This is a genomic window from Mucilaginibacter metallidurans, assembly GCF_003286435.2.
In the GTDB taxonomy this organism is placed as follows: domain Bacteria; phylum Bacteroidota; class Bacteroidia; order Sphingobacteriales; family Sphingobacteriaceae; genus Mucilaginibacter; species Mucilaginibacter gossypii.
Map to the genome: position 1 here is coordinate 4,061,339 of NZ_CP043449.1, position 22,933 is coordinate 4,084,271.

At 43.9% G+C, this 22,933-nt stretch carries 21 protein-coding genes; 8 read left to right on the forward strand and 13 right to left on the reverse strand.

Annotated elements, in window-relative coordinates:
- Window positions 1-95 precede the first annotated feature (95 nt).
- From DIU38_RS17475 to DIU38_RS17500, 6 genes are all read right to left on the reverse strand, one after another.
- Window positions 96-2,570, reverse strand: a complete 2,475-nt coding sequence (locus DIU38_RS17475; RefSeq protein ID WP_091163038.1) for a TIM-barrel domain-containing protein — start codon at window positions 2,568-2,570, stop codon at window positions 96-98.
- Between the two features lie 110 nt (window positions 2,571-2,680).
- Window positions 2,681-4,051 (reverse strand): MFS transporter, encoded by a 1,371-nt coding sequence (locus DIU38_RS17480; RefSeq protein WP_112658111.1) that lies wholly within the window; start codon window positions 4,049-4,051, stop codon window positions 2,681-2,683.
- A 212-nt stretch (window positions 4,052-4,263) separates the two neighbouring features.
- Window positions 4,264-6,078 (reverse strand): alpha-amylase family glycosyl hydrolase, encoded by a 1,815-nt coding sequence (locus DIU38_RS17485; RefSeq protein WP_243770915.1) that lies wholly within the window; start codon window positions 6,076-6,078, stop codon window positions 4,264-4,266.
- A complete protein-coding gene (locus DIU38_RS17490; RefSeq protein ID WP_112658109.1) occupies window positions 6,078-8,387 on the reverse strand; it encodes a glycoside hydrolase family 65 protein in 2,310 nt (769 codons plus the stop codon). Before DIU38_RS17490 ends, DIU38_RS17485 begins: the two co-directional genes overlap by 1 nt.
- A gap of 112 nt (window positions 8,388-8,499) precedes the next feature.
- Window positions 8,500-9,150, reverse strand: coding sequence for a beta-phosphoglucomutase (gene pgmB / locus DIU38_RS17495; RefSeq protein WP_112658107.1), 651 nt, complete (start codon window positions 9,148-9,150; stop codon window positions 8,500-8,502).
- Between the two features lie 43 nt (window positions 9,151-9,193).
- Window positions 9,194-11,056, reverse strand: a complete 1,863-nt coding sequence (locus DIU38_RS17500) for a glycoside hydrolase family 13 protein (protein WP_112658145.1) — start codon at window positions 11,054-11,056, stop codon at window positions 9,194-9,196.
- A 786-nt stretch (window positions 11,057-11,842) separates the two neighbouring features.
- Between DIU38_RS17500 and DIU38_RS17505 the strand changes: the two genes are divergently transcribed.
- Window positions 11,843-12,202 (forward strand): hypothetical protein, encoded by a 360-nt coding sequence (locus DIU38_RS17505; protein WP_112658103.1) that lies wholly within the window; start codon window positions 11,843-11,845, stop codon window positions 12,200-12,202.
- A gap of 130 nt (window positions 12,203-12,332) precedes the next feature.
- Window positions 12,333-12,863: a ferritin gene (locus DIU38_RS17510; RefSeq protein WP_112658101.1), complete on the forward strand. Its 531-nt coding sequence runs from the start codon at window positions 12,333-12,335 to the stop codon at window positions 12,861-12,863.
- A 231-nt stretch (window positions 12,864-13,094) separates the two neighbouring features.
- On the opposite strand, the gene DIU38_RS17515 is transcribed toward DIU38_RS17510, so the two are convergent.
- The 4 genes from DIU38_RS17515 to DIU38_RS17525 form a co-directional block, all read right to left on the reverse strand.
- Window positions 13,095-13,940 carry an SDR family NAD(P)-dependent oxidoreductase gene (locus DIU38_RS17515; RefSeq protein WP_112658143.1) on the reverse strand — a complete coding sequence of 282 codons (846 nt, stop codon included), beginning with the start codon at window positions 13,938-13,940 and terminating at the stop codon, window positions 13,095-13,097.
- Between the two features lie 85 nt (window positions 13,941-14,025).
- A complete protein-coding gene (locus tag DIU38_RS34115) occupies window positions 14,026-14,271 on the reverse strand; it encodes a helix-turn-helix domain-containing protein (protein ID WP_243770726.1) in 246 nt (81 codons plus the stop codon).
- Window positions 14,272-14,313: 42 nt separating this feature from the next.
- Entirely contained in the window at window positions 14,314-14,970 is a 657-nt protein-coding gene (locus tag DIU38_RS17520; RefSeq protein ID WP_243770725.1) for a cupin domain-containing protein, read from the reverse strand.
- 104 nt (window positions 14,971-15,074) lie between these two features.
- A complete protein-coding gene (locus DIU38_RS17525; RefSeq protein ID WP_091163031.1) occupies window positions 15,075-15,335 on the reverse strand; it encodes a (2Fe-2S) ferredoxin domain-containing protein in 261 nt (86 codons plus the stop codon).
- A gap of 250 nt (window positions 15,336-15,585) precedes the next feature.
- On the opposite strand from DIU38_RS17525, the gene DIU38_RS17530 reads away from it, so the two are divergent.
- From DIU38_RS17530 to DIU38_RS17540, 3 genes are all read left to right on the forward strand, one after another.
- Window positions 15,586-15,936: a VOC family protein gene (locus DIU38_RS17530; protein ID WP_112658099.1), complete on the forward strand. Its 351-nt coding sequence runs from the start codon at window positions 15,586-15,588 to the stop codon at window positions 15,934-15,936.
- Between the two features lie 163 nt (window positions 15,937-16,099).
- The gene (locus DIU38_RS17535) at window positions 16,100-16,678 is read left to right on the forward strand and encodes a thermonuclease family protein (RefSeq protein ID WP_112658097.1); all 579 of its coding nucleotides are present in this window, start codon (window positions 16,100-16,102) and stop codon (window positions 16,676-16,678) included.
- 33 nt (window positions 16,679-16,711) lie between these two features.
- The gene (locus DIU38_RS17540) at window positions 16,712-19,147 is read left to right on the forward strand and encodes a penicillin acylase family protein (protein ID WP_112658141.1); all 2,436 of its coding nucleotides are present in this window, start codon (window positions 16,712-16,714) and stop codon (window positions 19,145-19,147) included.
- Here DIU38_RS17540 and DIU38_RS17545 read toward each other — a convergent pair.
- The gene (locus DIU38_RS17545; protein WP_112658095.1) at window positions 19,133-19,354 is read right to left on the reverse strand and encodes a hypothetical protein; all 222 of its coding nucleotides are present in this window, start codon (window positions 19,352-19,354) and stop codon (window positions 19,133-19,135) included. The genes DIU38_RS17540 and DIU38_RS17545 overlap by 15 nt on opposite strands.
- Between DIU38_RS17545 and DIU38_RS33140 the strand changes: the two genes are divergently transcribed.
- Window positions 19,353-19,493, forward strand: coding sequence for a hypothetical protein (locus DIU38_RS33140; protein WP_167516217.1), 141 nt, complete (start codon window positions 19,353-19,355; stop codon window positions 19,491-19,493). The two genes, DIU38_RS17545 and DIU38_RS33140, sit on opposite strands and share 2 nt — an antisense overlap.
- Window positions 19,494-19,546: 53 nt before the next feature.
- On the opposite strand, the gene DIU38_RS17550 is transcribed toward DIU38_RS33140, so the two are convergent.
- Together DIU38_RS17550 and DIU38_RS17555 are read right to left on the reverse strand one after the other, a co-directional pair.
- Window positions 19,547-20,224, reverse strand: coding sequence for a lipid-binding SYLF domain-containing protein (locus tag DIU38_RS17550; protein ID WP_176844367.1), 678 nt, complete (start codon window positions 20,222-20,224; stop codon window positions 19,547-19,549).
- A gap of 93 nt (window positions 20,225-20,317) precedes the next feature.
- Window positions 20,318-20,797: a DUF1203 domain-containing protein gene (locus DIU38_RS17555; RefSeq protein ID WP_112658093.1), complete on the reverse strand. Its 480-nt coding sequence runs from the start codon at window positions 20,795-20,797 to the stop codon at window positions 20,318-20,320.
- 249 nt (window positions 20,798-21,046) lie between these two features.
- Between DIU38_RS17555 and DIU38_RS17560 the strand changes: the two genes are divergently transcribed.
- Together DIU38_RS17560 and DIU38_RS17565 are read left to right on the forward strand one after the other, a co-directional pair.
- Window positions 21,047-22,033, forward strand: a complete 987-nt coding sequence (locus DIU38_RS17560; protein ID WP_112658089.1) for a LuxE/PaaK family acyltransferase — start codon at window positions 21,047-21,049, stop codon at window positions 22,031-22,033.
- Window positions 22,034-22,155: 122 nt separating this feature from the next.
- On the forward strand, window positions 22,156-22,869 hold the full coding sequence (locus tag DIU38_RS17565; RefSeq protein ID WP_112658087.1) for a PH domain-containing protein: 714 nt from the start codon (window positions 22,156-22,158) through the stop codon (window positions 22,867-22,869).
- Window positions 22,870-22,933 lie beyond the last annotated feature (64 nt).

The following is a 22,933-nucleotide window of genomic DNA, read 5'->3' on the forward strand; positions in this document are numbered from 1 at the left end:
CAATCCATCTATCTTAACAGGTTAGACCTGTATGGTTTGCGATTGCTTCATACCTCGCACTGGCGTTACGAAGAGGTAGTTTGGCTATATAAATACTATTTGCTTATTTCAATATGTTTAAAGTTTTTACTGTATTTAAACTCTACCGTTTTATCATCATTTAGTTGAAATTCTTTTACCTCTTTGCCATCTACTTTTATTTTTGATGGCGTAAACGGCAAACCTATCAGGTTAAAATGATAGCCGTCATAGCGTGGGGTATACAAACCTTCCAGGCTCTGATCAATGGTTAAATTTTTGCTGCTGCCATTTACCACAAACTTTTTCTCCAGGTAAATATCCTGCTCGTAAGCAAAGGTTTCGCCGTAATCTTCAAACAGGAATGAATTTACCTCATAATCGGTATAGTAAATATTCAGCTTTACTTCTTCAATCTCTTTGTGGCCAACGTATTGCATCACCGGATATTCAGGTATCACCGAACCGGCTTTTATAAATACCGGCATAGTCTCAAGCGGGGTATCTACTGATACTTCCTGGCCGCCGTCAACAACCTCGTAAGTCCAGAAGTTGTACCATTTTCCTTTTGGCAGGTACACATTACGCTTGATCTGGCCTGGCTCCATTACCGGGCAAACCAATATCTTATCGCCATAAGTAAACTCATCCTGGCGGAAATGGTTTAGCTGTGTGTCTTGCTCATGCATCACTATCGGCCTCAAAATAGGGAAACCATAGCGGTGATGCTCCCAGAAAGTTGAGTACAGATAAGGGATCAGGCGGTAACGCAGTTCAATAAACTTACGGTTGATTGCCGTGAATGGCTCGCCAAAACTCCACGGTTCACGCTCTTTGGTATCACCCGCCGAGTGTGCACGCATAAATGGCGAAAAGGTACCCATCTGAATCCAGCGGGTAAACAGTTCACCATCGGGTTCACCACTAAAACCGCCAATGTCGGTACCACAAAACGGTATACCCGATATCGACAAACGCTGACACTGGATATTACCCAGCTTAAGATGTTCCCATGAGGCTACGTTATCACCAGTCCACACCGATGAAAAGCGTTGTACACCCGAGTAACCTGCCCTTGTAATGGTAAAAGGACGTTTGTTTTTCATGATCTTGCGCAAGCCTTCGTAGGTTGAGCGCACCATCTGCATGCCATAAATATTATGTGCCTTACGGTGTGATCCACGGTAACCATCGTACTGGTGACGCACATCATCAGGGAAGGTACCGGCACCAAATACAGCAGGCTCATTCATATCGTTCCAAACACCGGCAACGCCCATTTGAACCAATTCGTCAAACAAACCGCCCCACCATTCGCGTACTTCAGGATTGGTAAAATCTGGAAACTGACAACGGCCCGGCCATACGTGGCCCTCCATAAAGTAATCATCGCTTCGGCGGCAGAAATATCGCTTCTCCTTACCCTCTCTGAATACCTCGTAGTTGTCATCCACACGGATCCCCGGGTCAATAATTACCACGGTTTTAAAGCCATCAGCCGCAAGCTCACTGATCATTTTTTTAGGATCAGGGAAATACTTACGGTTCCAGGTAAAGCAGCGGTAACCATCCATATAATCGATATCCAGGTAGATGCCATCACATGGGATCTGGTTTTCGCGGAAACCTTTAGCTATCTTCCTAACCTTAGCTTCAGGATAATAGCTCCAGCGGCATTGATGGTAACCCAGCGCCCAAAGCGGTGGCATAGGGTGTGTACCGGTTAAGGTGTGATAGCTTTTTACCACGTCCATCATGTGCGGCCCGTGGATATAGTAATATTGCAGTTCGCCGCCATCAGCCCAAAAACTTGTTTTAGTCCTGTCTTCGGCGCCAAAGTCAAATTGCGCTTTAAATGTATTATCAAAAAAGATACCGTGTGCTATACCCTCGTTTACGCTTATGTAAAAAGGGATACTGCGGTACAAAGGGTCCTGGTTCCACTGAAATGAGTAGGCATCAGTGTTCCAGTTTTTTAGCCTTTTGCCGCGTAGGTTAAATTCGGTTGGTTTATCGCCTAAGCCAAAGAAGCTTTCGTCGGGTGCGCAGGTTTTGGTGCAAAACACATAATAACCGCCAGCCTGCACGTTCTCTTCCCAATGCATTGGCACTGCATCGATGCTGGTTACATGGTTACTGCTATCTGAGAAAGAGATAAAGAAATCCTTTTTGCGGATATGGCAATTCACTTTATAAGTAGATACCCGAAATTCATTATCATCTTCATGCAAAGTGAAACCTGCCGCCTTGGTGGGCAGCTTAGGTACCCCATATGAAAAATCATCTAAAAAAACGCTATGCGGCGCAAGCCTTACACGGATAATCTCGTCGGTAACAACTATTACTTCAACTTTAGCATCGCCATCAGTAAAGTAGAACTTATTCCCCACCTGATCGGCATGATTGGGTACACCGAGATATTTTTTTACAACCGGCTTAATACCATCGGCAGGGTTATTAAGGTGGTGAAATTCCTCTTCTTCTTCAAGTAAGTTTTCTGCTTCAATTAACTTACTGGTTATCAACTCCGGATTTGGGGTATTACTTTCCATTCAAACAAATTAGTGGCTTCTGCAAAGATGTATAAAGTGTACTTACTACGCAATATACAATAATTGAATTAACGAAAAACCATTAACCGTGCCAAATCCTTAATTTTTATTCAATTTGCAGCTTCAATTATTTGAATTTTCTTACCATCCTGAACAAAAAGAACGGCTATCGCCCCCAGGAACATAAAAATACCGGCCATTACCAAAGCATAAATGGCATGACCGCTGTATGCATACTTCACTATCGGACCACCAATAATGCCATTAACTATTTGCGGAAAAGTGATAAAGAAATTAAAAATACCCATGTATACGCCTATCTTTTTAGCTGGTATTGAGCTTGATAGAATAGCATATGGCATAGCAAGGATACTACCCCAAGCCAAACCGACACCAATCATTGACAAGATCAGCAGACGGGGATCAGGAATAAAGAATACGGAGATTAACCCTAAACCGCCCATAGTTAATGAAAACGCATGCGCTTTTTTTCGGCTCAGTTTTTTAACTATGCGGGGTAATAACAAAGCATACACTGCCGATACTAAATTATATACACCAAACAATACATTTACCCAGTTGGCGGCATCATTATAGGCTGCCGAAGAAGTGTCCCCTGCCGGGATGTGGTAAACATGATCAACAACTGCCGGGGTGGTAAATACCCACATAGAGAAAAGTGCAAACCAGGAAAAGAACTGTACCAATCCCAGCTGTTTCATGGTTTTAGGCATGTTTACCAGATCGGAGAAGATCTCCAACAAACCACCATTATGCCCAGATACTGTTTCGTCCTTTTCATGAAAGGTAGCATAAACTTCGGGAGGATATTCTTTAGTGCGGACTACAGTCCATAAAATAGCGCCTATTAAAACCGCAGCACCAATGTAAAATGAATACAGCACATTATTAGGCACAATGCCCTGATCGGCTGTTTTGGCTATTCCGAACCATTCGGCAAAAACATAAGGTAACCATGAACCAATTACAGCGCCTACACCTATCAAACAGGTTTGCATAGAAAAACCGGTAGTATGCTGACTATCGGGCAGGTTATCAGCCACCAAAGCTCTGAAGGGTTCCATAGCTACGTTAAACGAGGCATCCATAATCATGAGCATACCCGCGCCTACTACTATCGGCGGGATCAGCGCTGCCAACATAGATGAGTTGGGCATAAAGAATAATGCCAAACCCGATAAAATAGCGCCTGTTAAAAAGTAAGGGCGGCGGCGACCAAGACGGTTCCAGGTCCTGTCGCTGTAATGACCTATGATAGGCTGAACAACCATACCTGTTATAGGCGCGGCCAGCCAAAACCACGACAAATGCTCCACATCTGCACCAAAGGTTTGGAGGATGCGGCTGGCGTTACCAGTTTGTAAGGCAAAACCAAACTGGATGCCCAAAAAGCCGAAGCTCATGTTAAAGATCTGCCAAAAGCTTAACCGTGGCTTTTGCGCGATGGTTGGTTTACTCATAATTGGTTTTATAATGTCAGAATCAGAATTCTCAGAATTTTAGGATTTTCAGAATATCAGGGTGTCATGCTGGGCCTGTCGAAGCATGGTGGGCAGGGCCTTTGCACGCGACCCGTCGACAAGCTCAGGGAGATAGGCCTCTGCACGGAACACCATGGTATTTTCACAACATGATAGGCATTCTGTCAATTTTAAAATTCAGTAAATTCTGATCAAAACTCCAGCAACAATCCGCCCATGGCGGGTAGGCTTACTTCAACACCATTACGTATATCATCGGTATCGAATTTAGCGCCGCTCAGCAGGTCGGTGAATTGTTTATGGCCGCTTTGGTTTAATTTTGTTAACAGGTCTTCCGGAAGCTTTACGGTTAGTTTACGCTCACTCCGGTTAAAATTGGTTATTACTAATATACGTTGATTATTGGTATAGCGGGCGTAGATATACAAACGGGTATCAAAGCCCGGCTGATGTTCATTAGCTATCATCAGCTCATAGAAAGCGCCCGATTTAAGAGCTTCACTATTGTGCACTGCAGTAAGCAGGTTGTAGTAAAAGCCACGAAGCTTTTGTTGATCTGCCGATAATTTCGCGCCATCGTACTTGTGGTTATTAACCCATTTTTGATGCTGCGGAACACCCCAGTAATCAAATATGGAAGTGCGGCCATCGTTACCACTAAACCCTTCATTACCGATAGCCGGCTCTCCTACTTCCTGCCCAAAGTAAACCATTACAGGGCCGGTGTTTAAAGTGGCTGTTACGATCATGCCAGGTACGGCTAACCATGGGTTACCTGCGAAATCATTTGAAGCGATGCGCTGCTCATCGTGGTTTTCCATAAACCGGAGCATGTGCTCGTCAATGCCTTTGCTATCGTGGTTCCAAACAGCGTTGATTTCCCAGGTTGATGAATTGTGCTCATCGCGGGTAAGGCGTTTGATAGCATCATACAGGCCTACCTTATCGTACAGATAATCAAACTTTCCTTTATTAATATAATCGCTGTATTTGCCTTTGTCGTAAGCTTCGCCAACGAAAATAATCCCAGGATGCCTAGCTTTAAGCTTAGGGATTACCCAACCCCAAAACTCAATCGGCACCATCTCAACCATGTCGCAACGGAAACCATCCACACCTTTTTCGCTCCAGTAATGCAGAATATCATAAACCTTGTTCCAAAGCGGCGGAATCGGATCAAAATGACCACGGCGATGATCCATATAGTCAACCCCGTAGTTTAGCTTTATAGTCTCGAACCAATCATTAATTGAGGGTGCAGCGCTGAAAACATCGTTACCGGTTGCTTTGGCTGGGTTTTCATCAAAATGACCATCCTTCATCAGACTTTTGAATTCATCACCTCCGGGATTATAGCCCGACGGCACAACAAAAGGCTGGCCAGGCATATAGTAAAAATCGTTAGTTGGACTAAAAGCCTTGCTCTTTTCATCATCCTCACCAAAATCACGTACCCCGGCCGGTTTAACGTCCGAACCATAGGTACGGGCTACGTGGTTTGGAACCAAATCCATCAATACTTTTAAACCATTGTTGTGGCTGCGTTTGATAAGCGCTTCGTACTCGCCGATACGGTTTTTAACATCAACTGCCAGGTCGGGATCGATATCGTAATAATCTTTAATTGCATAAGGTGAACCTGCCCTGCCCTTCACTATATCCGGATCATCGGCTTTAATACCATATTGCGAATAATCAGTCATGGTAGCGTGCTCAATTACGCCCGTGTACCAAACATAGGTAAAGCCCATTTTCTTTATCTCCTGCAGGGCCTTATCGTTGATATCGTTCAGCTTGCCTACACCGTTTTCCTCAATAGATCCATTGGTTTTATTAAGTGTGTTGGTATTGCCAAACAGGCGGGGCAATAACTGGTATATGATGAGCTTATGGTTGGTAGTTTGTTCCATGCGTTTTTTTGTATGATGTGGTTTTACCTGTGCCAACGTAATAACGGGCAACATTGTTGCAGCAATAAAACAGGTAAAAATCTTATTGCCTTTCATTACGCTTCAACCAGTAGTTCATCATTGGCTTTCACCAATTGCTCTTTACCATAAACCAGCACTGTTGTTTCCACATCCGAAGCGTTTTTGATCTGCACACCTTCTTTGCTCACTTTAATATTCAGCAAGGCACCGCGAAAACCTATGTGGAACGAAAATGACGACCATTTTTTGGGAATGAACGGCTGAAATACCAGGTTGCCATCCCTTACACGCATCCCGCCAAAACCTTCAACAACAGCCATCCAGGTGCCAGCCATTGAGGTGATATGACAGCCATCATCAGTATCGTTGTTGTAATCATCCAGATCTAAGCGAGCCGTGCGCAGGTAAAACTCATAAGCACGGGCTTCATCGCCGAGTTTGGCAGCCAAAATAGCATGCACGCATGGTGATAATGATGATTCATGTACAGTACGCGGCTCGTAAAAATCAAAGTTGCGGCGAATAGTATCTATATCGTACTGATCTTCAAAAAAGTAAATTCCCTGCAGTACGTCAGCCTGTTTAATGTAGCATGAACGCAAGATCCTGTCCCAGCTCCATTTTTGATTGATAGGACGCTCTGACGCGGGCAGATCTTTTACCAGGATCTGCTCTTTATCCAGGTAGCCGTCCTGTTGTAAAAACACCTGGCGTTTCTCGTCGTATGGGTAATACATCTTTTGGATGATATCGTTGAAACGGCCAAATTCGGTCTCCTCATCCAGGTTCAGCTTGCTTACCAACGCTGCATATTTTTCCGGATCAGCTGCTTTTATTTTATCAGCAACATCAACAGTATATTGCATACACCAGGTTGCAATAGTACTGGTGTACCAGTTATTGTTTACATTGTTCTCGTATTCGTTTGGCCCGGTTACGCCCAGCATTACGTACTGCTGCTTATCATCCGACCAGTTAACCCTTTGCGACCAAAACCTGGCTATGCCTAACAATACCTCAAAACCATAATCGCCTAAATAAGCTTCGTCGCCGGTATAACGCACATAGTTATAAATAGCAAAAGCAATAGCCCCATTACGGTGGATCTCCTCAAAAGTGATCTCCCATTCGTTATGGCATTCGGTGCCATCCATGGTAACCATTGGATATAGGGCAGCGCCATTTTTAAATCCTAATAATTGCGCGTTTTCAATGGCTTTACCCAATTGTTTATAGCGGTAAAGCAGCAAATTACGGGTAACCTTTTGTGGTGCAGTTGAGAGATAAAAAGGCACACAGTACGCCTCAGTATCCCAATAGGTAGAGCCTCCGTATTTTTCTCCTGTAAAACCTTTGGGGCCAATATTCAGGCGATCATCCTCACCGGTATAGGTTTGGTTAAGCTGGTAAATATTAAAACGGATAGCCTGTTGTGCAGATACATCGCCATCAATAATGATATCATTGTGTTTCCATTTTTCGGCCCAGGCAGCAACTTGTTCGGCCAGCATGGTTTCAAAACCTTTGGCGCTGATACGATTTAATGTAGCATTTAACTGCTCAACCAACTCTTCGGGTTTGTAGTTTTGCGATGAAAGGTTAGCAGCATATTTGATAATGGTAATACTTTCGCCCTGTTTTGCCTGCAGATCAATTTTAGAAGCTACATATTTTTCCTTTTTGATGGCTTCGGTAGCTAATTCAATAACTTCAGCATTTTGAAGGATACTAAACTTCATACCTGTAGCAACCTCAAAGCCTGTTTTTTTGGTGCGCATTACGATGTAACCGCCATCGGTTTGTGTTGCCTTGCTTACTTCGTCCCAAAACTTTTCATCATAGTTGGAATCTTTGTTCACCACATCTCCATCAATTGAAGGCGTTAAGGTGATGGCCCCACTAAAATTTAACGGCGTAAGGGTATATTTAATAGCACATGTTTCATCATCGGCCATGCTGCAAAAGCGAATAGCCTCCACTTTTACTTCTTTACCCGATGCTGTTTTAGCACTAAAATCGCGCTTCAGGTAACCTTCTTTCATGTTTAGTTCCCGGCGGAAACTGAATACTTCGCATTTAGCAAGGTCAAGTTGCTCGCCGTCAATTACCACATCAATACCAACCCAGTTGGCGGCATTGAGCACCTTAGCAAAATACTCGGGATAACCATTCTTCCACCAGCCTACACGGGTTTTATCAGGATAGTAAACCCCGGCTACGTAGTTGCCTTGCAGGGTATCGCCGCTGTAAGCTTCTTCAAAATTGGCGCGCTGGCCCATGCGGCCATTACCTAAGCTGAAGATACTTTCAGAAATTTTATTGTAATGAGGATCGAAGCCTTCTTCAATTATCTTCCACTCATCAGCTTTTATATAGTTTTTCATTTGCCCCCTCTAAATCTCTCCCTAAAGGGTGAGACTTGAATTTAATAGTTAATAGTTTAATTAATAACGCCCGTTTTAAAGCCCTCTCCCTTTAGGGGAGGGTTGGCCGGAGCTATAGTTTATACAATTTATCTAAAGTCATTTCGTCCAAACCTCTAATAACCAGGTTGGCGCCTTTAAGTACATCGGATGAGCCGATGCCTACCACTTTCATATCACCGGCAACGGCGGCCTCAACGCCCGCAATGGCATCTTCAAAAACCACGCATTCTTCAGGTAAAACGCCCAGGGCCTGTGCACCCGCCAAAAATACTTCGGGATCTGGTTTGGCTTTACTTACTTTGTTACCATCAATCACCGCATCAAACATATCGGTGATACCAATTTTCTCCAATATGGTCATTGAGTTTTTACTGGCGGAACCCAGCGCGGTTTTAAGACCTACCGCACGGCAGGTTGTTAAAAACTCTTTGGCACCAGGCAGGATCTCTTCGGGTTTCATCTGGTTTACCATTTCCATATACCAGTTGTTTTTTTGAGTAGCCAACTGCTCCTGTTCGGCTTCTGTTTTGGTAACGCCGCCCCAGCCCAGGATCAATTGCAGCGAACGTACACGGCTTACGCCCTTCAGCTGTTCGTTCTGATGTTCGGTAAAATCAAAGCCAAGCGAATTGGCCAGCCTTTTCCAGGCTTTATAATGGTAAACGGCGGTATCGACTATTACACCGTCGAGGTCAAAAATACAGGCTTTTATTGTATTCATTTTTTTGGTAAAACACAGGGAATTAGTTCCCTAAGATATTATTTTAATGGGTAACACCGGGTATTAATTCTAACACTAAAGTTGTTTTGCCCGGTATAGTGACTTTATCCAGTCCAATCATTTCATCCGTTAGTATATTCCTTGCTTTTTTGGCATCGCCAATACGCTCAAAATACCGTGCTGTAGTAGTTTCCTGTTCCTTATCGCTGCTGTTGAACATGATCATTACCGTTTTTTGGGCATCATACCTAAAATAAACATAAATACCTTTTTCGGGCACAAACTGCATCATTTTACCTATTTGCAGAGCAGTAGTGCTTTTGCGGTAATTAGCCAGCTTACTCACATAATTAAAAGCGTCATTCTCTTTTTTACTGCGGCCTTCGGCAGTAAATTTATTTTCCTTATCGCCGGCCCAGCCGCCCGGGAAGTCCTCGCGTACCAGACCATCGGGGTTCGAGTAGTTTTTCATCAGGATCTCATCGCCATAATACATTTGCGGCACGCCCCTCATGGTCAGCAGCATAGCCATAGCCGATTTGTATTTGGTAATATCCTCCCCTACCATTGATAGTAAACGGCTCATATCGTGGTTATCCATAAATATGGTATTGCGGGTGGCATCCTGGTATAGAAAGTCCTGAGCTACTACCGAATACAAGCGACCAACACCGTCTGTCCAGCCATCGTTACCATTAATAGCTTCATAAATTGCATCTTTTAAAACAGCATCGGTTACGCCCGGTAGCTGGGTATCAAAACCCCGGTTAACCGTATTGCCCTGCGTAAAAAATGCCTGGTTAGCGGCAGACCATACCAGCGTTTCGCCAAATATGGAAAGCTTCGGAAATTCGGCTTTTACATCTTTTGCCCATTTGGCCATATAAACAGGTTCATTATAAGGATAAGTATCCAGCCTGAAACCGTCGATACCCGCATACTCCACCCACCAGATGTGGTTTTGGGTAAGGTAGTTTTGTACGTAAACATTATTTTGGTTTAAATCGGCCATGCGGTGGTCAAACCAGCCGTCCTGCATCAGTTTGCGGTCCATTGGCGAGGCGTGCGGATCCATCACAGCCGCATCCCTGAAGTTTGATTTGGTGTACGCTGGCCATTGGTGTACCCAGCTTTTCATTGGCATATCCTGTATAAGGTAACCTTCGGTACCGGCATGGTTATGTACAAGGTCTTTAATAACCTTAAGCCCCATGCTGTGGCATTTTTCCACAAACTTTTTGTAAAGGTCATTAGTGCCGTACCGTGGATCTATCTTATAATAATCAGTAACGGCATACCCGTGATACGAAGCGCTTGGCTCGTCATTCTCAATTTCGGGTGTAAGCCAGATTGCAGTTACTCCTAAATTTTTCAGGTAATCCAAATGGTTCATGATCCCCTGAAGGTCACCCCCATGGCGGCTGAACATCGAATCGCGGTGGATGCCTCGCTCACGTAGGTTATCAAATGAGTCGTTGGCAACATCGCCATTGCTAAACCTGTCAGGCATAATGAGATAGATCAGATCTTTACTGGTAACGCCCTGCGCCCTGCCTGCAGATCTGTCGCGTTTGTTAAGTGTATAACTATACGTAAGGTCTTTTTCGCCTGCTTTCTTAAATTTTATCGGGAACGTTCCCGGAATAGCCGATGAAAAAATTTTCAGATCAATCAATAAATAATTCGGATTTTCAACTTTATGAACTGCTTTAAGCTTTACACCGGGGTAAGCAAGCACTACATTACGGGCGGCAATATTGTTGCCATGCACAACCAGTTGGAGGTTGGGATTACTCATGCCAACCCACCAGGACATGGGCTCAACACGCTCAAGTGCAGGCGTTTGTGCCTCTACACCCAAAGCAGCCAGCAAGCAGCATAAGGCGGATAGTAAGGTTTTTCTCATATAAAAAATGATAAAAGGATAATTGGTTTGATTTCGGATAAACCCGTAACCACGTTCCAAATTTATAATAAAATTAATTGCTTGTATGAAAAAGTTACAGATAAGTTAATTACCGTTGTACCCCATTGGCAGATAACAAATTTTATGGTTTTATAACTTACATCGTCGCCCTCTTGGCCGGGCGGGGCCAGTCACTTTTTCCTTGATGAAAAAGTAACCAAAAAATCAAGACAAAAAAATGCTTCCACCCACAGGCCATACTCCCCGGCCCGCTTTTTTGTCGGGCCGGCGCACTTTTGTTTGGGAGATTATAACAGCCTTTTCCCTTATTAAGCTCTTCTCTTTTGTCTTTCATCCTGACTCTCATTGTCTTGCTTCCTAACTCTCCCTATCTTCCTCCGTCTGCCGGTAAGCTTCGGGTGAAAGCCGACAGAACAATGGTGGCCTGTGCGGTTGCAGGGGCATAGCAAGTTTTTGCTGACATTGAGGTGTGCGCGGCCTGGGCAAAATAATTGCAGCCCGTGGTTCTGACCGATTTGCAGGGCAAAGGCCAAGGAGAGGAAGGCGGATTGGTCAGTACGGCGAAGAAGCCTGTCTGCCGACTTGACTTCTTGGTTACTTTTGTGTCAAGACAAAAGCAGCAGCCGCCCCGCGGCGATTGAGCGGGTCAATGTTTGTCGCATACAACTAAAGCTCTTACTACCTCAAACCTCTCCAAATTTGTTAAAATTTTTCTTGTATTTATTTGGATTGATTACAAATAATACCAATATTTGCAACCATTATATGATTGGGACCACCGAACTAACTTTATGGACCGACGTTTTCAGCACCAAAACAGGTGTCGTTTACCAATGCGATGCGGAGCGTTGCTGGTATATCGATTTCGCCGGTAAGGTTGCCCGGTTTGATCATCGCAATTTCTTAAAATTACGCAAAGCGGTTTATGCTATCGACATTGAGCAAAAACTGCTGAACACCACTACTGATCCCGACGTGGAGATCATTTTCATCTGCGCCTGCGATCATTGTTATGTACTTTCACTGGCTCAGATCATCAGCCTGAAAGATCTTTTAGAAGGTACTTTTGTAATGCTGGAACTCAACCACATTATCCATGACCGCCTTTACAGCAACTCACTGTAATTAGACTAATTATCAACACAATTTAGATTAATTTCATATTGTCTTTAAATTAAACTAATATGCCTTTACAGCATTATTATTGTATATAATTATCCTGCGATAAGACATATAACATTAATTTATCAAGACCATGAAAGACCTACTCCGCATAAAAAGCCTGATATCATCAGATATCGAAGCGCTTTTAAATCAGCAAGTTAAAAAAGAAGCATTTTCTTCGTCAGCATATTTGGCCATGGCATCATGGTGCAATCGCAACGGTTATGATTTTTCGTCAGAATATTTTTTCAAACAAGCCGAAGAAGAACGTCAACACCAGCTAAAATTTTATAAATATATCCTTGATATGGGCGGCAATGCTGTATCACCTGAGGTAACCGGCATTAAACAGGAATATAATTCATTCCGCGAAGTGTTTGAAGACGCCCTCGACCAGGAAATTAGCGTTACCAACGCTATCAAAAACATATATGCGCGCTGCATGAAAGAACAGGATTTTGTTACTATGGAGTTCCTAAACTGGTTCCTGAAAGAACAACGCGAAGAAGAATATAAAGCCCGCCGCGCCCTCGAACTATTCGAAGTTATCGGCGAAGAGGGTACCGGCAGATGGCAGATTGACAAGCACGTTGGTCAGATAAAATATGATAGTGAGGCTTAAGCCTCACCCTGCCCGCTCCAGAGGGAGAGGTTTCCACACGAAATGCCTTTCGATAAACGAAAGGCATTTGTTTTAACATCTTATTTTAAGGAGGCTGTATCGTAAATCAAATGATGCGATCTTTTTTGTTTTGGTGGCTCTTTCCTTTTCATATGATACCTTCGGCATTACCCTGCAAACACCAAAAAACCGGCCATTGCTGGCCGGTTTTTTATAAGGTCGAAAAAGAGCTTATTTTCTAAAATCGGTCGATTTGCTGATACTCTCGAAAGCAGCCAGGTCTTTCTGAATGGCTTCGATCTTGTTTTGCGCCATACCCAATGAATCTGAACCCAGGAATAAGTGCAGCGGACGCTCTTGCATTTCAGCCACCTCGATGAAGGCTAAAGCCGCATTTTCAGGGTCACCGGGCTGGTTGCCGATGACCTGTTCGTTGTGGATCACTTCTAGGTCGCGGGCTTCTTTATAGTCATTGATCGGCTTTGCTGCGGTGCGCAATGAGCCTTGCAGCAGAAAATTGGTCTTGAAATAGCCGGGATAAACGATGGTGGCAGTTACACCCAGTGATTTTGCTTCAGCCGAAAGCGCTTCGGTAAAGCCGGCAACCGCAAATTTGGTGGCGTTGTATATACCCCATCCGGGGAAAGTGCCCAGGAAACCGGCTATTGAAGAGATATTAAAGAACGCACCTGATTTCCTGGCGCGGAATATCGGCATTACGTTACGAATTACATTCAGCGAACCGAATACGTTAACGTCAAAGTTTTTGCGGGCTTCGTCGTCGGTTAGTTCCTCCAATGTGCCGAGCTGCCCGTAACCGGCGTTATTCACAACTACATCGATCGTGCCGAATTTGGCAACTATCGCGGTAATTACTTCAGCTACACTGGTATTGTCGGTCAGGTTCACCTGCAGCGGAAGAAAATCATCGCCGCTGTAGCCCACCTCGGTACGTAAGGCTTCTGCCTCTCTTGAAGTAGCCGCTACCTTGTAGCCTTGAGTTAACAACCGTTTTACTAAACTTAAACCTAATCCTTTTGAGGCTCCTGTAACGAACCATACTTTCTGTGTTTTCATTTTCTTGATCATTAATTGTATGGTACAAAATTGCGCAGGAAGGACTTGAAGGGACTTATTCGAATCACAGGAATATTTGTGAGTTTCAAATATGAGTGGAAACAGCCGCATTTCTGCGGAATTCTGAAGGAGAAACAAGGGCCTTTTTCTTGAATAAGGAGGTAAAGGCGGCCTGGCCGGAGAAGCCCAGACCATCGCTGATCTCATTGATACCCCAGTCGGTTTGCACGAGTAAGGATTTGGCCTCATGGATCAGACGATCCTGTATGTGTTCCCGCAGGGTTTTTCCTGTCTGATTACGAACAAGGGAATTCAGATAATTGGGGTGCACATGCAGTTGGTCTGCAAATTCAGCCGCCGTTTTAAGCTTAACTTAAGAGTCACGTTCCTGTATCTGAAAGGATGATTCCAGTAAGGATAAGAAACGGTAGATATAGCTATAACCTTCCGAAGCCTTCGTGCGCATCAGGTTCTTGCCAGCGCGCCGGCTTTCGAGCAACAGCATCTGCAACTGTAATAAAATTGCCTGCTTTTTATCGTCGCTGTTACCGCGGTCTTCCCGATGCATGGTTTCGAAATAACCGTTGATCGTGGCCGACTGTTCGTCGGTCAGTTGGATCACCGCCTTATCAGTCTCAAAGTTCGGGAACTGCCGGAACAACTGAAGCACATGGTCGGCTTCGAGCCCGAAGTAATTGGGATGAATCAGGCAGAAATGTCCGCCAGTCTCTGCTGAAGTGGTTTGCCAGGACATGATCTCGTCGGGGTGGAGAAAAGCGATCTCATTCCGCCCCATTTCGTAGCGGTGAAGGCCGATGGTCAAAACTCCGGTGCCCCGGGTCATATGGAAGATCTTGTAAAATTTACGACGGTGCGGCGGTATATAATCCTTAATCGGGTAAGTGTCCCGGTTTTGAATGACAAAGTATTGCGAATCAACCGGGTAATGCTCTACGTTGAGTAGTGGTTGCTGGTAGTTATCCGTTGCGAACGTTTCCAATGGCATACGGGGAATCGTTGAATTTTCCATGGGCCCGGTAATGTAATTTGATTCGGCGCAAAGTTAGTGAATTTTAATAGCGCTGTCCAGACCCTACAAAGCCGGGGCTTATGATACGGCACCATTGGAAGACATCACTCAATCAGATCCATCAACTTCAACACCTCTTTAGGGTGATATTCTTTCAACCAGGTGTTGCCGGGCTGGATACTGCACACAGGGGCATATTTACACCTGTCGGTGCATTCGGTTTCAATTACCTCCAACTCTTCGGGCCCGTGATGATGTTTAATGTACGATTTTGCGATCTTGTACATGTCCTTACCGCCTCGTTTTCCGCATTTGCTGCCTACGCATACGTACAACACTTTATCAGGTATGGTAAATTTGCTCATAATGGCAATTATTAAGACTATATTAATAATCAGCAAAGTTAATGCTTTAATGTTCCAATTTTATCTGAACCGGGATTTAATTGGATTTACAAGATTGAAAGGGCTTTATTACAGTGCGCCCGTCGGATTCGATACACATACATCGACATGGTGCCGATGGTAATTTGTTTCAATTGTGTATTTTAAAAGATAAATTTGAAAATCAATGCAGGGCTAAGCCAACCCGTTAGCATCAAACAAAGCTAAATATATGAAAGCAATTGAAATTATCTCCATCCCCGTAACCGACCAGCAGGCAGCCAAAGCGTTCTACCTGAAAATTGGTTTTGAAATATTAGTTGAAGCTAACTTTGAAAAACAAACCTGGATCCAGATGGCATTTCCCGGCTCACCTGCTTCCATCACCCTCGTAAACTGGTTCGCGGAAATGCCGGCGGGTAGTGTACGCGGCCTTGTAATTAAAACCGACGACCTGGATAAAGATATAGCAGACCTTAAAGCCAAAGGCCTTGAAGTAGGCAATGTTGACACAACCCCATGGGGCCGCTTTGCCACTGTTAAGGATCCTGACGGAAACGCGTTGAGCCTGCATGCGAAATAGAACCGAGATTTGAGAAGATTTCGGATTCCGGGATTTTTGCCGGTCAAATCCTTTAATGCTTTTCATTTAATCCGGGTTAATCTTCTTACTGTCAAATCCGATAAACCCTTTAATCCTGTTTCAGATACCCATATTTGCATATCTGAAATCCGCACATTAATATATGATATTTAAAAAGTACTCTGCCCTCCTCGTCCTCGTATTACTTATAATTGCCGGTTGTAATCCCAATAATACCAAACAATCCGATGCCGGTGTTTATAAAGTTGTGAAGATAAAAGACGGTGATACTTTGGGTTTGCTTACCGGCGATAACCAGCAGGTTACCGTAAGGCTTGCCGAAATTGACTGCCCTGAAAAATCGCAGGCGTTTGGACAGGCAGCTAAAAAATTCACTTCTGATCTGTGTTTTGGTAAAGAGGTAAAATTAATTGGTAACGAACATGACCGCTATGGCCGTACCGTTGCGCAGGTGGTACTTATCGATGGCACTAATATAAATTATGCGCTGGTGAAAAACGGCTACGCCTGGCAGTATAAAGCCTATTCCAAAAACACCGAACTGGCTGCTCTGGAACAACAGGCCCGTGAAGATAAACTTGGTTTATGGCAGGATGCCAACCCTACCCCACCCTGGGATTTTCGCCGGGAAAAGAAACAACCTAAGACAGACTCACTTCAAACTCCTAAACCTAAAAAACATTACCGCAAGCATAAGCCAAGACTTGAATATGCAGCCTAAATGGTTAACTTTAGGGGCATCATCACCCAAACAATGAAGTTTACTAAAGCATTCATATCCATCTTTTTCACATTACTGCTCATCTGGGCACTGCAAACTAAAATAAGCGTCGTTCCACCGTTAGGAAAATTCCTGAGCCCGGCCGATGGTTTTTGGCAAAATGCTGAAAGCAAGCACATTCTGCCAACGCTCGACCTGAAACTTAAAGGCTTACAGGGTAAGGTTACCATTAAATTTGATGAAAATCATATCCCGCACATTTTCGCACAGAACGAGCACGACCTGTACTTTGCCCAGGGATACATGACCGCAACCGACCGTCTTTGGCAAATGGATATCCAAACCCGGCAGGCAGCAGGCAGGCTGGCTGAAGTTATTGGCCCCAAAGTGCTGGATATTGATCGCTATCACCGCCGCATGGGAATGGTTTACGGCGCCGAAAAAACAATAAAGGCAATGATGGTCGATCCCGTGGTGCGCAACATGATCCTGGCGTATACCGATGGCATCAACAGTTATATCCATCAGCTAAGCCCGAGGAGTTACCCCATAGAGTTTAAACTCCTGAACTATGCCCCCGAAGACTGGAAACCTATCAACTGCGCCTTTTTGCTTAAGCTGATGTCGGAAACATTGGCCGGCGGCTCAAACGAATTTGCCATGACCAATATCCTGCGCAAATTTGGCCCGGCCGTTACAAATGATCTTTTTCCCGATTATCCTATGCACGAAGACCCCATCATCCCTACAGGGACAAAATGGGATTATTTTAAAACATTGCCCATTCCCAAACCATCTGCTAATTTTTTAGCCGGTATGGCAGATAGTACAAATACTAAACCCCGTGTTGAAGGTATCGGCAGCAATAACTGGGCGGTAGCGGGCAGTAAAACAGCAAGCGGGTATCCTATTTTAGCTAATGACCCGCATCTTAACCTCACACTACCTTCTATCTGGTACCAGGTACAGCTTTCCGCGCCGGGTATGAATGTTTATGGTGTATCATTACCGGGTGCGCCCTGTGTTATTTTAGGTTTTAACAATAACATTAGCTGGGGTATTACCAATGTTGATGCCGACGTATTGGACTGGTACCAGGAAAAATTCAGGGATACCAAAATGGAGGAATACTGGTACAATAACAAATGGAATAAAACTACCCGTCGTATTGAAAAAATTGAAGTACTCGGTCAAAAACCGGTTTATGACACAGTAGTTTATACTCACCACGGCCCGGTTGTGTATCAAAACAATACTCAAAAAGCCGATGGCCCTGATTTTGTTCCGGTTGGACACTCTTTAAGGTGGATAGCACACGAACAATCCAATGAACTGATGGCTATGTACCTGCTTAATACAGGCAAAAACTATGACGATTACCGCAAGGCGCTTACCTTTTTCAGCGCCCCTGCTTCAAATTTTGTTTTTGCCAGTAAAGACGATATCGCCATAACCCCAAACGGTAAATACCCGCTTAAATACAAAGACCAGGGGAAATTTATTTTAGATGGGACCGACCCTGCCGACGACTGGCATGGTTGGGTACCATTTGAGCAGGATCCCACCATTAAAAATCCTGCTCGTGGGTTTGTAAGCTCGGCCAATCAATCATCAACAGATCCTTCTTATCCTTATTATATCAACTGGTCATTTGCGCCCTATGAACGCGGTAAACGTATTAATGACAGACTTGCCGTTATGACTAATGCCACCGTTGATAGTATGCGTAAACTCCAAACAGATGTATACAGTATCCGGGCACAGAACATTTTACCAACCCTGCTTAAATATATCGACCCAACTAAACTTAATGCTACACAACTTAGCGCTTATGATCAAATCAATATGTGGGACAAAAATTTTGCACCGAATTCAATAGGTGCTACTGTGTTTACCAATTGGTGGTCGCAATTGTACAATGCTGTGTGGGGGGATGATTTTGCAGATAAAACCCTGCAAAACAATTTTCCTTCTGTAGATCGCACAGAAAAGCTACTGCTTAATGAGCCAACTTCCAAATGGTTTGATGACATCCGCACACCAGCAAAGGAAACCGCAGCAGATATCGTTAATAAAGCTTTTGCAGCTGCGGTAAAGGAAATTACCGACAGATGTGGTAAACCCGGAGCAAACTGGCAATGGGGTAAATTTAAAAAAATGGAGATAGCGAGCCTTTCACGTCAAACGGCTTTTGGTTCGGGTAATTTTGAATCGGGTGGCACAGCATCAACAGTTAATGCCCTTCATGACGGGCATGGCCCATCATGGCGTATGGTGGTGCAAATGGGTCCCAAAGTAAAAGGTTACGGTATTTTTCCCGGCGGCGAATCAGGTAATCCCGGTAGTTTTTTCTATAATGATATGTTCAAAACCTGGAATGAGGGAAAGTTAAAAGAACTGCTTTTCATGCAATCGGTAAGTGAACAGTCACCACGCATTAAATCAACTTATACATTAACGGGTAAATAATAGCACCATGTTGTTCTTCATCATACTTATACTTTCATTTGCCAGCGGATATTTTTTACCCTGGTGGATAGTCGCAGTCATATCATTTTTAACGGCTCTTTTTATTGGCACAACAGCAAAAAGTTCTTTCTGGCAAGCCTTTATAGCGGTTTTGATGGTGTGGATAGTACTGGCTCTCTTTAAAAGCATACCCAATGACCATATCATGGCTACAAGGATAGCCCACTTATTTCATCTGCCTGGCTGGGGTTATATATTAGCTGTAACCGGCATTTTAGGAGGCTTAGTGGGTGGAATGTCGGCACTGTCCGGACTACTGCTTAAACGGGCATTTCAAAAGCATTAAAACAAAAATACCCGGCTAGGTTCCGGGTATTTTTGTTTATCACCGCATTGTTTTTAAAACGCGGCCAATGTTTCTTTTAATGTTTTAACCGCCTCGGTATTGCTGCTTGCCTGCGCAAAAATATCCTGCGAGGTGGCTTTGGCTCCATAATAAGCAGCATTTGAATCCTTATCGATGCCAAGGTTTGAGCCATTGATGGTTATCCCGGCAAACAAACCACGGCTGCGTGAGTATGAGTAAACCTCGGCCTGCAGCTTATAATCGGTACTTGCAGTCGAACTGCGGCCAACAGGACCGGCTGCTGCGGAAATATCGCCACCAATAGTAAAATCGCCATTTTTGACTTTGGTTAATACACCTTTATGGCGGAACACCAGCACCAGATCAACGGATTGTACGCCGATTTGTAAGCCAAAGCTACCGCCTGTTAAGGTAACAAATACCGGATCACTCCATTTGCCATTATCCAGTTTCACCATGGCTACGCCTTTACCACGTTTACCGCCAATGCCAAATCCGGCATTGATGAGTTTGGGAATGATAACAATGCCTTCGTATTCTTCCAATAGCTGATGCGGGATGCTTTCCTTCATCTTGGCAAACTCTTTCAACACATTTGACGAATTATGGATGCGTTCTGTCTGCTTGCTGTCATCGGCCGGTTTTGCCGATATCATTACAAAAAAGAGACCTAACAATACCGGGAGTCTCAAGAATTTTAATGTTTTCATGGGGATGGATGATTAATATTATTAATTATATATTCAATACTTAACTAACCCCCAAAACACGTACTTGTTTTTTAATTTTATGTAATAGGAAAGTCAAACACGCTCAATTTTGCATATAAAACAACATGCCTGGGCATTTCTGGCATGCAAATATTCAACATTATCATTCTCGGCAAATATTTCGCTAATCAGTTCATCAACATCGGCATCACCAACAAGCCGGGTTAGAACCATTTGCTGCAATTTGCTGTAACCTATGAGCGATAGCGGGAAACTCTTTTTATTAACCTTAATCTCCGGCGGGAAACGATAAATGTCGCTGTATTCCTCCACATCTTCAGCGTGAATAAAAATAGGTCCCGGCTGGTTATAGGCATTTTCGATTTCAAAAGGCGAATGTTTTAGCAACAGGCGTTTATCAACGTTACGTTCAAAGGGCTTAAGTGAAACCCGGCATGGCCCAAGCCCGGTAGCCAGTTGTTCAACCACTTCGCTTCCAAACTCGTCGGTCATGGTTGTCCTTACTTTTTCGACGAATGATTTTGATAGCGGTACAATTTTAAATGTATTCATGATTATTATTTTTTAGATAGATCAAAGTTCGCGCGATAAACAAAGCCTTTCAACCCGAAACTTGCGAAGTTTATCCGAATGAACCTTGATTTATAGGATTGAAGGATTACCTTGATTGTCACGTCTGTCTCGTCCTGAAAAAAGTTTACACTTTTTTTCTTTAGTCCTGTGTCACGTCCTGATATCATGTAAATCCCATAATCAGGCAAATCATGGTTCAAATCTTGGTTTTCCTTATCTTTGCCCTCAATGGACAAACCAGGTAAACAGGAAATATTTTCTATCAGCACCGAAGAGCAATTTAACGACGCTGCCTTGCAGGTTTTCAACTACCAGGCACAGCATAACCCGGTTTACAGCCAGTTTATTGAAGGATTGAAAATTGACACCGCATCAATTACATCTTACAGTCAGATCCCATTTTTACCTATCGAATTTTTTAAGTCACATACTATATTAAGTACCGATGCGCCCGTTGAGGTAACCTTTACCAGTTCAGGTACCACCGGGATGATCACCAGCAGTCACCGGGTTACCGATATAACCTGGTATGAGGAAAGCTTTCGGCGTGCATTCAATATTTTTTATGGTGATATCAGGGATTTCACTATACTGGCTCTGCTCCCGTCGTACCTGGAGCGCGAAGGTTCGTCGCTCATTTACATGGTTGATGACCTGATTAAACAATCAAATCACCCGGATAGCGGTTTCTTTTTGTATAATCATGATGAGCTGTTTCATCAACTTAAAAAACAGCAGGATGCCAGGAAACCTACGCTTTTAATAGGTGTTACTTTCGGTCTGCTCGATTTTATTGAAAACTACCAGGTCAACTTCCCTGAACTGGTTGTAATGGAAACCGGCGGCATGAAAGGCCGTCGTAAGGAAATGATTCGCGAGGAGCTGCACGCCATTTTGGGCAAAGGCTTTGGTGTAAAGCAGATCCACTCGGAATATGGAATGACGGAGCTGCTGTCACAAGCTTACTCCAAAGGCGACGGCATTTTCAATTGCCCGCCATGGATGAAGATCATCATCCGGGATACTAACGATCCGCTCAGTACGTTACAAACTGGTAAAACAGGCGGCATCAGCGTTATTGACCTGGCCAATATCAACTCCTGCGCGTTTATTGCTACGCAGGATTTGGGCAGGATTTACCCTGATGGCTCTTTTGAAGTATTGGGCCGGTTTGACCAGTCAGACATCCGCGGATGTAATTTGTTGATTGCTTAATACCATTTGAGAATCAAGATGCCAGGAATCACGTTTCAGGAAAACTTGATTCTTAACATTTGATTCTTGACTCTTTAACAGGTATAATTGTTATTTTTGCGCGCATCATAAATGCTAAAAATATGATTGAGAAATTTTTAAACGAGGAACAGGACCCTAAAACAGTTGAAAAGGTTTATTCACGCCTTGTTGATCTGCTTTCTTCAGGCGAAGAGGTTATCTACATTGCCGTTCAGAAAAAGCCGCTGGTAAATCTTTTTCCTGATTGTATAGCTATTACCAACAAACGTGTGCTGTTTTTTACCCCGGCTAACCTGGGGCTATCTATCAAGTTTGTTGATTTTGTTTGGAAAGATATCGTTGACGTATATACCAAGGAAGAAATTATCGGCTCCATTTTCAGCGTAAAAACCACCGGTGGCGCCGAAATGGCTGTTGATTACTTGCCTAAAGTTCAGGGCCGTAAATTATACCAGTATGCCCAGGAACGTAAGGAAGTTGAGCGTGAAGCTCGCCGTCAGCGCGACCTGGAACAAAAACGTGCCGAATCAGGTGCTATCCAGCTGGAAAATTCGCCTGCCCGCGCTTTTGTATCACCGGCATCGCCTCAGCCGTTTTCTCAACCAAATGGCTATACAGCGCCTGCCGCACCGGTAACACCACCCACACCAGTCGCGGCCCCCACTCCTGTTGTACAGGAAACACCTCCGCCTGCCGCACCAAAGCCTGATGAGCTTACCGAAAAACTAAAAAAACTAAAAACCTTGTTTGATAATGGCCTTATTTCGCAGGAAGAATATAACGCCAAAAAACTTGACCTCTTAAGTGACTTGTAGTCTTTTAGGGGACATGTTACCCTATAAAAAATGAGGCTGTATCAATGTGTGATATAGCCTCCTT

Excerpts from the sequence above, each read along its gene's own strand:
- DIU38_RS17515 (WP_112658143.1), bottom strand. The coding sequence starts at position 13,940 with ATGAAAACACAGAAAGTATGGTTCGTTACAGGAGCCTCAAAAGGATTA.
- DIU38_RS17480 (WP_112658111.1), bottom strand. The coding sequence starts at position 4,051 with ATGAGTAAACCAACCATCGCGCAAAAGCCACGGTTAAGCTTTTGGCAG.
- DIU38_RS17475 (WP_091163038.1), bottom strand. The coding sequence starts at position 2,570 with ATGGAAAGTAATACCCCAAATCCGGAGTTGATAACCAGTAAGTTAATT.
- DIU38_RS17525 (WP_091163031.1), bottom strand. The coding sequence starts at position 15,335 with ATGAGCAAATTTACCATACCTGATAAAGTGTTGTACGTATGCGTAGGC.
- DIU38_RS17545 (WP_112658095.1), bottom strand. The coding sequence starts at position 19,354 with ATGATATGGTCATTGGGTATGCTTTTAAAGAGAGCCAGTACTATCCAC.
- DIU38_RS17490 (WP_112658109.1), bottom strand. The coding sequence starts at position 8,387 with ATGAAAAACTATATAAAAGCTGATGAGTGGAAGATAATTGAAGAAGGC.
- DIU38_RS17510 (WP_112658101.1), top strand. The coding sequence starts at position 12,333 with ATGAAAGACCTACTCCGCATAAAAAGCCTGATATCATCAGATATCGAA.
- DIU38_RS17555 (WP_112658093.1), bottom strand. The coding sequence starts at position 20,797 with ATGAATACATTTAAAATTGTACCGCTATCAAAATCATTCGTCGAAAAA.
- DIU38_RS33140 (WP_167516217.1), top strand. The coding sequence starts at position 19,353 with ATGGCTACAAGGATAGCCCACTTATTTCATCTGCCTGGCTGGGGTTAT.
- DIU38_RS17565 (WP_112658087.1), top strand. The coding sequence starts at position 22,156 with ATGATTGAGAAATTTTTAAACGAGGAACAGGACCCTAAAACAGTTGAA.
- DIU38_RS17540 (WP_112658141.1), top strand. The coding sequence starts at position 16,712 with ATGAAGTTTACTAAAGCATTCATATCCATCTTTTTCACATTACTGCTC.
- DIU38_RS17530 (WP_112658099.1), top strand. The coding sequence starts at position 15,586 with ATGAAAGCAATTGAAATTATCTCCATCCCCGTAACCGACCAGCAGGCA.
- DIU38_RS17550 (WP_176844367.1), bottom strand. The coding sequence starts at position 20,224 with ATGAAAACATTAAAATTCTTGAGACTCCCGGTATTGTTAGGTCTCTTT.
- pgmB (WP_112658107.1), bottom strand. The coding sequence starts at position 9,150 with ATGAATACAATAAAAGCCTGTATTTTTGACCTCGACGGTGTAATAGTC.
- DIU38_RS17520 (WP_243770725.1), bottom strand. The coding sequence starts at position 14,970 with ATGGAAAATTCAACGATTCCCCGTATGCCATTGGAAACGTTCGCAACG.
- DIU38_RS17485 (WP_243770915.1), bottom strand. The coding sequence starts at position 6,078 with ATGAAAGGCAATAAGATTTTTACCTGTTTTATTGCTGCAACAATGTTG.
- DIU38_RS17505 (WP_112658103.1), top strand. The coding sequence starts at position 11,843 with ATGATTGGGACCACCGAACTAACTTTATGGACCGACGTTTTCAGCACC.
- DIU38_RS17535 (WP_112658097.1), top strand. The coding sequence starts at position 16,100 with ATGATATTTAAAAAGTACTCTGCCCTCCTCGTCCTCGTATTACTTATA.
- DIU38_RS17560 (WP_112658089.1), top strand. The coding sequence starts at position 21,047 with ATGGACAAACCAGGTAAACAGGAAATATTTTCTATCAGCACCGAAGAG.
- DIU38_RS17500 (WP_112658145.1), bottom strand. The coding sequence starts at position 11,056 with ATGAGAAAAACCTTACTATCCGCCTTATGCTGCTTGCTGGCTGCTTTG.